General features: G+C 48.8%; 9 protein-coding genes and 1 pseudogene. 1 reads left to right on the top strand and 9 read right to left on the bottom strand.

Annotated elements, in window-relative coordinates; translation table 11 throughout:
- The 9 genes and pseudogenes from BLV85_RS15515 to BLV85_RS12930 form a co-directional block, all read right to left on the bottom strand.
- Positions 1 to 260 (bottom strand): annotated as a pseudogene (locus BLV85_RS15515) (hypothetical protein); the annotation flags it as partial.
- A 16-nt stretch (positions 261 to 276) separates the two neighbouring features.
- Complete coding sequence (locus tag BLV85_RS12965; protein ID WP_090415663.1) at positions 277 to 852, bottom strand: carbonic anhydrase; 576 nt, start codon at positions 850 to 852, stop codon at positions 277 to 279.
- A gap of 215 nt (positions 853 to 1,067) precedes the next feature.
- Positions 1,068 to 2,777: an NADPH-dependent assimilatory sulfite reductase hemoprotein subunit gene (locus BLV85_RS12960; protein ID WP_090415662.1), complete on the bottom strand. Its 1,710-nt coding sequence runs from the start codon at positions 2,775 to 2,777 to the stop codon at positions 1,068 to 1,070.
- Positions 2,777 to 4,555: an assimilatory sulfite reductase (NADPH) flavoprotein subunit gene (locus BLV85_RS12955; RefSeq protein ID WP_090415661.1), complete on the bottom strand. Its 1,779-nt coding sequence runs from the start codon at positions 4,553 to 4,555 to the stop codon at positions 2,777 to 2,779. Before BLV85_RS12955 ends, BLV85_RS12960 begins: the two co-directional genes overlap by 1 nt.
- A gap of 58 nt (positions 4,556 to 4,613) precedes the next feature.
- The gene (locus BLV85_RS12950) at positions 4,614 to 5,792 is read right to left on the bottom strand and encodes an O-succinylhomoserine sulfhydrylase (protein ID WP_090415665.1); all 1,179 of its coding nucleotides are present in this window, start codon (positions 5,790 to 5,792) and stop codon (positions 4,614 to 4,616) included.
- Between the two features lie 261 nt (positions 5,793 to 6,053).
- On the bottom strand, positions 6,054 to 6,992 hold the full coding sequence (locus tag BLV85_RS12945) for a multicopper oxidase domain-containing protein (protein WP_090415660.1): 939 nt from the start codon (positions 6,990 to 6,992) through the stop codon (positions 6,054 to 6,056).
- Between the two features lie 14 nt (positions 6,993 to 7,006).
- Positions 7,007 to 7,402 carry a c-type cytochrome gene (locus tag BLV85_RS12940; protein ID WP_090415659.1) on the bottom strand — a complete coding sequence of 132 codons (396 nt, stop codon included), beginning with the start codon at positions 7,400 to 7,402 and terminating at the stop codon, positions 7,007 to 7,009.
- A 2-nt stretch (positions 7,403 to 7,404) separates the two neighbouring features.
- Complete coding sequence (locus BLV85_RS12935) at positions 7,405 to 8,094, bottom strand: c-type cytochrome (protein WP_090415658.1); 690 nt, start codon at positions 8,092 to 8,094, stop codon at positions 7,405 to 7,407.
- Between the two features lie 35 nt (positions 8,095 to 8,129).
- Positions 8,130 to 9,185 (bottom strand): multicopper oxidase domain-containing protein, encoded by a 1,056-nt coding sequence (locus tag BLV85_RS12930; RefSeq protein WP_090415657.1) that lies wholly within the window; start codon positions 9,183 to 9,185, stop codon positions 8,130 to 8,132.
- A 331-nt stretch (positions 9,186 to 9,516) separates the two neighbouring features.
- Between BLV85_RS12930 and BLV85_RS12925 the strand changes: the two genes are divergently transcribed.
- On the top strand, positions 9,517 to 10,014 hold the full coding sequence (locus tag BLV85_RS12925) for an Rrf2 family transcriptional regulator (RefSeq protein ID WP_090415664.1): 498 nt from the start codon (positions 9,517 to 9,519) through the stop codon (positions 10,012 to 10,014).
- Positions 10,015 to 11,346 lie beyond the last annotated feature (1,332 nt).

Genomic DNA, 11,346 nt, shown 5'->3' with positions numbered 1-11,346 from the left:
TTGTTGCTTGGATTCTGCGGGTTAGCTGCGAAACCAATCTCCACCCACCCCCCAAAATCCACACCCAGTGATTTCATGAAGGCCGTTTCATTGATCTTGAAGCCAGTCAGGCTATCGATGATGCTTCCGTTGTCCGCGAGGACAGGGTATGCAGCGCCGATCATGCTCCATACAATAAGACACCGGCTTTTCTTTATCGGCGGAAGAAGGTATACCCAGACACTTTCCTTTGTCGTAATGCGCTGGAGCATCATGCGCACTAAAACCCTCCGGCCCCTAGGCTAGCGGAGCATGTTGTATCATTTCCACCTCGCCTGCGAGGTTCATCAGCAACGTCTCCACTGCGATGCTAGGATACTTTTCAAGAATCATGGCCTTGAGCTTCATCAGCTTAGTCGCATGCTCGGTTGTTTCTCTCTGAGGGTTCTGGAAAAAATCTTCTCCAAGCAGTGCCTTGTAAGCACCACAGTCGCGATGATCCATAATCATGACCGTATGGACCCCGTGAAGCTTGACCGATAAATCGAGATGATCCCAAAAAGTTTTACTCCACTGCGGATACTTATCGGTAATCGCACCCAATGAAGCGCCTGCCAACACAATGTGATCATAGTTATGGTAAAGCCCTCTGCGAAGCATGTAACGCTCGATCTCATCCATCAAGCGATAATCCATGCAGCTCAGAAGCAATGTATTTGCTTTGCCGCTTGCGCGTGCTGCCGACGACCCAACGCCAAACCAAAGCAAACCAGTGCTGGCTGTCAAGGCAGTGAACTTGAGCAGCTTTCTGCGAGCCGTATCCGGTACTGCGAGCGGATCAATACTATTGTCAACCAAGTATCGATTTTTCATTTTCAACCTCTTCTAACATATCAAAGTTAAACAATCATAACCGGCAGAGAAACACCTCTTCAACCCCTTTAAAAATAGGGTTAATTGCTTGTTATATATAACTTTTAATACAATATTTTCGTCAAATTCAGTATATTCATATGTAATAACTAACACCCTGGCAAGGATATTATCTGTCTCTGTATTGACTCAATACGGGCTGCTACCAATAGAATTCAATGATCTGTTTTTTTCAGTGCACTATGCATCATGGCTGAATTACGCTCTGCTTCCACAATTCCACTGCGCACAAGGAAATCGCCGAATTTTTCATTTTGTCCACGTTCACTGGCGAATTTCTCTATCAGCGGTTTCAACCCAGCCAGAATTGTCGCTTCATCGACATTTTCCAGATACAAGCGATTCAGGCGCTGGCCACTGAAATCGGCACCAAGGTACAGGTTATACTTGCCGATTGCTTTGCCAATCAGTGCAATTTCTCCTAGATAAGGACGAGCACAACCATTGGGGCAGCCAGAAATACGGATATTGATAAGCTGTTCCGGCAAGCCCACAGCCGTAATGATCTCCTCCATTTTTTGCAAGAAACGAGGAAGATAGCGCTCGGCTTCCGCCATGGCCAGCCCACAAGTAGGTAAGGCCACACAAGCGATTGCGTTGAGGCGCAAGGCAGGCTTGCCACTGCCGTCATCAAGTCGATATTTGGCAACCAGTTGCTCAATCACTGGCCGATGCTGTGGACTGATATTGGCAATCATCAGATTCTGGTTACAAGTAAGCCGGAACTCGCCTTGATGCAGCATGGCAATTTGCCTTAAAGCGGTACGCAGCTGCCTATTTTCAGTATCCGCAATACGGCCACTGTGAATGTATAGTGTCAGATGGAAGTGGCCATCATGCCCCTCAACCCAACCAAAGCGATCGCCATTGCTATTCAGTACAAATGGCTTGGCTGCCATCATCGATTGACCATGATAATGCGCAAATTGCTTGCCAAACCAATCCATTCCACGGTCATCAATGGTGTATTTGAAGCGAGCGTGCGCGCGGTTGCTGCGATCTCCAAAGTCCCGTTGTATTGCTGCTATCGCCTCGCATGCGTCAACAATCTGTTCTTCTGGCACAAATCCGGCAACCGTTGCCAGCTGCGGATAGGTCCCTGTGTCACCATAGGTCATTCCCATGCCACCGCCCACCGCAACATTAAAACCTTGCAGTTTGCCTTCTTCGAAAATGGCAATCAGCCCAATATCGTTAGCCAGAACATCACAGTCATTCTGTGGCGGAATGGCGATAGCAATTTTAAATTTGCGTGGCAGGTAGCGGTGACCATAAAAAGGTTCCTCATCAATTCCCACCTGATAGACACACTCTTTATCCAGCCAAATTTCTGCATAGGCAGCTGAGCGCCAGCACAGACGATTGCTAATCGCACAGGCCAGTTGATGTACTGTGGCATGCAGCGGCGATTGGTAAGGGTTCACACCGCTAATGACGTTGCGGTTCACGTCGCCACAGGCTCCACGGGTATCCAGCTCCAGCGCCGCCACTCGCTTCATCAGCAGGGGCAAGTTCTTTTTGGAAACTTCGTGAAATTGAAATGTTTGCCGGGTAGTCATCCGGAGTGTTCCATTAGCATAGTTACCCGCAATTTGGTCCAATTCAAGGTACCGTGAAGGCGTCACCCCCCCCCCGGGCAAACGCAGCCGAACCATAAAATAGTGCCAGGGCTCGAGTTTCTGACGTCGACGTTCGTCGCGCAAATCGCGGTCATCCTGCATATAAACGCCATGAAATTTGGTCAGTTTGGAATCTTTCTGAGAAATAGCACCAGTCGCATCATCGGCCAGTCCTTCGATAATCCCGCCGCGCAAAAAACGGCCCTCTGATTTTATTAGTTCAGTTTCGGTGAGTTGTTTAGCCATCAGTACACATCCCTTTGATAACGCTTGTCACGACTGAGATCACGTAGAAATTCTCTCGCCTCATCGAAGCTTTTATGGCCATGCTGACTGATAACATCAAGTAAGGCTTGATTTACATCGGGAGCCAAATTATCAGCATCGCCGCACACATAAAGATAGGCCCCTTCCTGCAACCACGCCCAGACTTCCCTGGATTTCGCGCGTATCCGGTGCTGCACATAGTGTTTTTCAGCCTGGTCCCGGGAAAATGCCAAATCTAAAGATGTCAGCAATCCGGATTTGCGCCAGGCAAGCCATTCGGTTTGATAAAGAAAGTCCGTACGGAAATGCTGGTCGCCAAAAAATAGCCAGTTACGACCTCTGGCGCCTCGCGCTTCACGCTCCTGTATAAAACTGCGAAAAGGCGCGACGCCTGTTCCGGGTCCAATCATGATAATAGGCGCATCATCATCGTCCGGTAGCTTGAAGTTTTTGTTCGACTCGATATAGACTGGCACAACCGCATCAGAGGTCAATCGGTCGGCCAGCCAAACCGAAGCAACCCCATGACGTTCCCGGCCATGCGCCTGGTACCGCACGGCGGCAACGGTAATATGCACTTCCTCGCCAACAACGGCCTGGCTTGAAGAAATGGAATACAGGCGCGGAGATAGTTTTCGTAACAAATCGAGGAAAATGGCTGCATCATACCCAGGCAGCGGAAAGGCTCGCACCAGGTCCAGCACATCACGGCCACGCAGCCACTCAGCCGATGCTGTCTTATCCGCAATCAGTTTCATCAGCGCATCCGATTGCGCCAGCTCGGCCCATTTTTTTAGCAGTGATCGAGTGAGCATAGTAATTTCTCGATGGCTCATTAGCGCTTCCCTAACGCTGCAGCTCTGCCCATTCAATTCAACTATCTGTTCAGGATCAAAGGCACAGTGCTGTATCAGCTGAGCGACCAGTTCCGGGTCATTCTGGGGGTATACGCCCAATGCGTCACCGGGCTGGTATCGCAGACCCGCACTTCCCAGGGACAGTTCGATATGGCGTACTTCCTTATTGGAACCACGCCCGCTGAGCAGTTGATTTTCCAGCAAAGGTGCCAGGAAAGGCGTCCTCCGGTCATGACGCGTACCAGTCAGCACCGGCAGGGAAAATGGGGCAGCGGCTGCCCGGGAAGACTTACTGAGCGTGCTGATAAGGCACTGCATCCATTTCTCAGCTGCATTGTCGTAATCAACATCACAATCGACGCGGGAAACAATCGCCGTCGCACCCAACTCCCGCAAACGCGCATCAAAATCCTTGCCCGTTTGGCAAAAATATTCATAGCTGGAATCCCCCAGGGACAACACACCATATTGAAGGCCTTTCAGCTCCGGCGCCTTGCGGCTGTGCAGAAATTCATAAAAATCCATGGCGCCATCAGGCGGGCTGCCTTCACCATGGGTAGAAGTCAAAATTGCCAAATACCTTTCATTTTTCAGTTGCCGCAGCTTGTAATCTGCCATATCAAATACTTTGACAGTCATACCGCTAGCTTTTGCCTTATCCGCAAGCAAAGCCGCGACGGATTCAGTATTGCCAGTTTGCGATGCAAAAAGTATCGTCAGCTCGACCGTGCCGGCAGCGCCCTGTCCATATTCGCACTTGGCAATATTCCGTGCTGCGCGCCAGCCGGACAAATACCCCAAAAGCCACTCGATATGCCCTTCATCAAGATCCCGCAGCAAAAGATCGAGCTGCTGCAGTTTCTCATCACTTAATGGCGCGTTGTACACCCTGGTATTCATGCAATTATTTTCCTAATGACAGCTTGCAACCAACTATTCGCTCGCCAGCATGGATCACCTACAATGCCAACCCACGCCCCAGGTCGAGCTTGATATCCAATGGTGATTCCAGTCCCACTGCAAGACGCAGCAATCCGTCACGGATACCGGCAGCATCCCGCTCCTCCTGGCTGATTCGCCCATGTGTGGTAGTGGCTGGATGCGTAAGCGTACTTTTGGTATCGCCAAGATTGGCTGTAATTGACAATAGCCGGGTTGCATCGATCACTCGCCACGCTTTCTCCTTGCCGCCTTGCACTTCAAACGAAACCATGCCTCCGCCGGTGTCCTGCTGGCGTATAGCAAGTTCATGTTGCGGATGAGAGACTAACCCGGGGTAATAAACGCGCGCGACGGCGGGATGTGTTTCCAGCCAGCGTGCGACTTCCAGCGCATGCGCCGAATGCGCCTGCATTCTGATCGCCAAGGTTTCAAGACCTTTGAGTATCACCCATGCATTGAACGCACTCAACGCCGGGCCAGCCGTGCGCAGAAAGCCAAATATTCCTCCGTCCATTAATAAACGGCGGTTTCCCAAAACCGCACCGCCTAGCACCCTGCCCTGCCCGTCCAGATATTTGGTGGCGGAATGAATGACCAAGTCTGCTCCCAGCTTCAGTGGCTGTTGCAGTGCCGGTGTGCAGAAACAATTATCCACAGCGAGCCACGCTCCAGCTTCATGGGCAATGTCCGCCACTGCCGCAATATCGGAGATTTCTGTCAAGGGATTGGAGGGCGTCTCCATAAAAAGCATCCTGGTGGCTGGCCTGACAGCCGCCCGCCAGGCATCAGGATCAGCCCCCGGAATAAAGGTTGTTTCGATCCCGAAGCGGTTTAGAATATTGGTGAAAAGATTGACTGTTGAGCCAAAAAGACTGCGCGAGGCAACCATATGGTCCCCTGACGACAACAAACCCATCACACAGGCCAGAATGGCGGACATGCCCGAAGCGGTTGCAATGCAAGCCTCCGCACCTTCAAGTGCAGCCAATCGCTCCTGCATGGCCGTGACAGTCGGGTTAGTGAAGCGAGAATAGATGTTGCCGGGCTCTTCACCGGAAAAACGTGCTGCAGCCTGCGCAGCGCTATCAAATACGAAACTCGATGTTAAATAGATAGGTTCTGCATGCTCATTGAATTGGCTACGGTGTATGCCAGCATGTATCGCCAAGGTCTCAAAATCAGAATCATTTGTCATGGCATGTCCCTGAAAGAACAAACGAATTACAAAGGAGCTGGTGATCCATCCCTGAAAATAAAATTGCTAAATAAGCTACCCGGGAGCATTCAAAAAATATTTTTGTACTCGCCACAGCCTCGGTACACATGTAAAAACCGAAACAGGCTGGCTTGCCGCGGACAAGGCTGGCTAATGCGATTGACTGATTATTCCAACTTGACAGAAAAATCGGCTTAGACAGTCTCACCCATAGCTTTTATAGCAATTTCCGGGCTTCCCCTAGCGAATCAAAATATTCTCGCCATGGCCCATTTCAGGGTCTGCATCGTTACTAAATATAATCACTGCAACAGCACCGCTGTGAGCGCTACGCATAGAGTGATTGACAATTGCGTTAGCCCCTTCAACCGGAGAAATCAGATCAAGCGTCACCGCATCACCCGGCCCTACAACATATGTCTGCATTCCATACATGACATTCTTGGGATTGCCACTAGGGTAAACACGGTCCCAGATACCAGCGATGGGATGGAGGGAAGAAAATTCGTTGGGGCCTGCATTCGCGAAATAAACACGTACCCGCTCTCCAGGTTTGGCTTGCAGCCAGCGAGTTGCTTCCGAATCATGCACCGGGTCATACTTGAAAACACCACCATTGAACATTATGTTAGTCCAGTCGTTATCCATCATGATTTTCTTGTCGTCTGGATTGGCGTAGTATTCGGACTGAATCAAAATATATTCGCGGTCTGCCTTAGGTAATGCGTTCGAATCCTTGGGATCGACAATGATGACGCCAAACATGCCTCTAGCAATATGCTGAATCATTGGGTCAGAACCACAGTGATAAAAGAACACACCAGGATGGTCGGCCGTGAAGGTATATTTCTTGGTCTCTCCAGGCTTGATGGAGTCAAAGTCTTCAACCACATCCAGTCTGGCAGCATGAAAATCCATTGAGTGAGAGTTTTTGCTCTCCTTGTCATTGATAAGCGTAAACTCTACCGTGTCACCCTCGGTAACCCGCACTACCGGTCCAGGCACCTTGCCGTCAAAGGTCCAAGCGCGATAGGTATTTCCTTTGTTATCAAAAGGCAAATCTGCTTCCACCGCATGCATGGTCACTTTCACAGTCTTTGCTTCAGCTTGCATGAGTAGAGAAGATAGGACGACTAATCCTGCGATATTCAAGCCTAAAATTGATTTTTTATTCTTCATTTGATGTCTCCTGCTTATTGATCTGAACCGCACTGGCACACATGACGCAGATAGGCCGTTAATTCCTTGATTTCCTCATCGTTCAAAATATCTCCCCAGGCCGGCATCAGAACCGATTTATTTGCAGCCAGACCACCTTTTTTTATAACTTCAGCTATCTCACTATTCGGAATGTCTCCCATCCCTTTAGGGTCGCTGTGATCTCGGGGCTGTACGGACATATTAGTACTGTTGATACCATTGCCGTCCCGGTTAACACCATGGCATTGCGTACAATAGGTATCGTAAAGCCGCTCCGCATGCTGGTACTGGTTATTGTCACTCGCTGCCATGGCGGGAAGCGCTGGAATAATAAAGATACTTGCAAAGCCGATAAGTAAGGCTCCTAAAACTGTTTTTTTCACATCCATTTCTAATCCCTCCCTGCATCCAGTTGAACGATATAGCCGGTAAGTCTTTGCAAATCCTGTTCCGATAGCTCTAATCTGGGCATCCAGACCGCCGGATCAATTTTTTGTGGATGCTTGGTATAGCTATATATATAGTCGGGTTGAAGCCGACTGCCCGCTGTGTACAGCTCGGGAGCTGACAACCCACCCTTGCCGGGGCTATCTGAGTGACACGCGGCGCAGCCTCGCAGTTTGGTAAAGAACATGCGGCCCATCGATGCGCTGACCTTCTCACCCTTGAATTTTCCTTTCTCGATCAAATTACTGGAGTCAGTCAAAGTCATCAGGGTATCGGCAACCACCTCGGCTTCGGATTGAGAAAGCTTCGGATGAGGCTTGAGTTTACTCGAGTCGATGATGTCGGATTTCTCGCCTGGTTTAACATATTTGCGGTAAAACTCGCCAGCAGGCCTTATAGGCACTGGAGCTTGCAACCACTGCACCAGCCATGGCTTATTGAACTTATCGCCGGCATAAAATAGGTCAGGTCCCTTGCGTTCCCATAGCCTGTCCAGCGACAAGTCATCGGGCTTGGTCAGCGCGTGGCAGCCAGAACACTTCGAATTCAATATAGAATCGCCATCTTCAGCCAAAACGGGTGTAGCTGTTGTAAAAAGACTAATACTTGCAGCAATAAATATCTGTCGTTTCATTTTTTCTTCTCCATTCCTTTTTTAGAAAACACGCGCTACTCTTCAATCAGCTCCCCCTTAAAGACCTTGGAACGATGAATGCCATGAGGTTTTGCAAGAGATGCTTCGTAATAAAAATCCGGCATAAATTTCTTGTCTTTCCATTCATAAAATGGATAGTCAGTTCCCACCTCTTGATACTCGATTGTGGTCATAATCCCGCCCATGGGTTTATCACCATTTGTGGTATGCGTATCAACATGGTCATGCACCATCCATAGACCGGGGTTATCCATGTTAATAATGAGATCGTAGCGCTCACCAGGCCCCACTACGAAGGTGTCACCCTGGTAGGGATGGGCCAGAGGCAGCCCATCCTTGAACGCCACCAAGGCTATGTGGCCATGAATGTGAATCGAGTGAAATTCATCCCCGGATCCGATCAGCCGCAACCTCACAACATCTCCTTTCTTGACCCGTATCGGTTGCGTATCTGGAAAAGATTTTCCATTGATAGTGAAGTAATCAAAGACATCTCCGGGTATCCCGCCTTCTCCCGGCTTGGAAGCCCACTTGGACGCCCAATCAGAAAACATCATGATGAGGTCTTTGGTAACTTTTTTCTCAATTGGAGCAGGATTTTTGGGTTCCACAATGAGCGGCCCCCACATACCACGCATCGTGACATGCTCATTGACGTTTACGTGGCAGTGATACCACATGGTGCCGGCAGGCTCCGCTACGAATTGGTAGGTATACGTGTCCCCAGGTTTAATCGCTTCCTGGGTTGTCCCCGGCACACCATCGTTTTGCCAGGTGCCGCGTTGAAGCATGCCATGCCAGTGAATGGTGTGCGGCAACGTAGTCATATTGGTCACGTTGACCGTTACTTCATCCCCTTCCTTGACATGTATGAGAGGGCCCGGAACCTGTCCATCAAATGCAAAGGTATGAAAATCCCTGTTGCCCACTAGGTTTATACGGGTATCTTCGATTGTCATGTCAAAAACGCGCTTCTCGGCCCGGCTAGCTGTAGAGACGGTTGCCAAGACACACAGCAAGAGCAATGCATGAACACAGTAAACTGCAGGCATTAGTGAATTTATTTTCATGGACTACTCTCCATATATGATGCATTTTAAATGCATCTTTAAAAGAACAATAAAAACGCAAAATAGCCAATTTCCTCTCAAGATTTTGGCCAGAATTAAAAATGTATTTAATATACATCTTTTATATTAATCTAACCCGGCTGGATTAAATTGTCAATTACCTTAAAACACTATCTGGAAATACTGAATTAAAGCCATATATCTGGGCTTATACCGTAAATAAATTCCGCCCAATTGTATGGCCTAAAGCTGGAAACTGCAGGCATTATGATATTTTTAATCCTGCCCTGGAATGGCGGTATACTATTTTCTCATCTCTCCAATACAATTTATGCAGTTAACCGATTACAGTGATTACTCTCTCCGCGTACTGACCTATCTCGGTCTAAAGGGCGAGAAATTGGCAACTATCTCCGAAATTGCCGAGTGCTACGACATTTCACGCAACCATATAGTTAAAGTCGTTCATCGGCTTGGCCAGCTGGGTTATATTGAAACGCTTCGCGGCAAAAACGGGGGCCTGCGTCTGGCTCGCTCGCCCGAAGCAATCAATGTCGGAGAAGTAATCAGGCATATGGAAGCCAGCATGGATATAGTCGAATGCTTCGGTGAAAACAATCTATGCATCATCAGTCCGAATTGTGTTTTGCGTACCGCCATGAACGAGGCCCTGTCCGCTTTTCTGGCAGTTCTTGATGGCTACACACTGGCCGACCTGCTCGCCCCCCAGCGTCATCTATGGAAACGTTTATCACACACATTGGTTCCTGACAGCAGTCGCCCGAAATACTCAATAAACCGAGGCAACCCTCCAAAAAATGCTGATTGACGGGGCTGGTCACCACCCATCCAATCACTGCGGTCAACATCTGGCACGTAGCTTACTGCAGAGCAATGCCGCACTCCACAGTGCTCCGCGATCGATTCATAGGAACACTTCATGCGAATCAGCCACGCTGCACGATAAAGTAGACGTGGGATTCAGGATATTGGTCATACTCCAGGTGGCGGCACATGCATCCAGCATCCCAAATGATTTCCACCATTCTGCACAACCCAAGGCTGCTGTAGTACATCGCAGGGCCCAGATATGAATTTGTTATCTCATCAGGTTCGTCAACTCCACCGGCAGTGAAGATGCAAATACCCTTCGACGTCAGGCCATTAAGGGCTCGTTAATAAACAACTTGAGCATACGCTGGGGTTGCTTTTGGCGCAGACCAAGGCGCAAGACACGCCGTTGTGTCATTCACAACGAGTGGCTTGCAACGCCGGTATGCGCCAAAAGTGACCCCAGCCCGAAGGGTTGTTGTGTATTCGGGCATCTGCTGCGTTGCGAGGCTTGCGAATGGAACGACCATTCAGCTTCGCCTCGCGCCTTGCATCTTTCCCGAATACGTAGAGCTTACTCAGAAAGTATAAATAGTTGTTTTTGAATTGAAATATTGTATAAATCAATATTTAAGTGCAAGGTTTTTGAACAAACTATGCGAAAACCCTTGCACTTGATTTGAACGCAAGCTCACCCATGCTCAATTAATCATATTAAACCGCGGATTGTTAGAAAAAATATTCTTTATAAAACAATTAGTTGTTAATTTTAAATTTCAAATGATCATAAGAAATACTTTTTGAGTAAGCTCTACGTAACAACGTATGCCCAAGTTTGACCTAGTCATGTATCTACATAAACATGGGGTGGAGTACGAAACACAGATGATTAAACACAGAAAAAGCGCCTCAAGCTGATTCCAGAGCTCTCTCGCACATAGCCACACGGCTCCATGACATCAACCCACCTCACAGCAGTCGGCAGTCGGCAGTCGGCAGTCGGCAGTCGGCACTATAGTGCCGGTTGAGTCGCGATTTATCAAGAGCGATCCATGTGCAATCCAAGCGCCCATCAGCCATGGTATCCGATGAAGTTGAGACTTGCAGCCCAGATGCTCGCAGTACTCTAATGCTTATCAGATGGAAAGATTTGACACTCAAGTTTAGACATTCAGCACCAGAGAAATCGGCCCTTAGGGCAGAATCGAAGCAGCGATACGAGACGTAAAAAATATGGCTCGTCAGCAGAATCTGTGGGCGACATCCGGTTCAGGTAGTGCACCAAGTGCATGATATAACGCGATTTCTGCGCCATGAAAGGTTCGAAATC

It is taken from the genome of Nitrosomonas halophila, from assembly GCF_900107165.1.
GTDB classification, from domain to species: Bacteria; Pseudomonadota; Gammaproteobacteria; order Burkholderiales; family Nitrosomonadaceae; genus Nitrosomonas; species Nitrosomonas halophila.
Note: the sequence above shows the minus strand (reverse complement) of the source record. Positions and strands in the feature narration are given on the sequence as shown.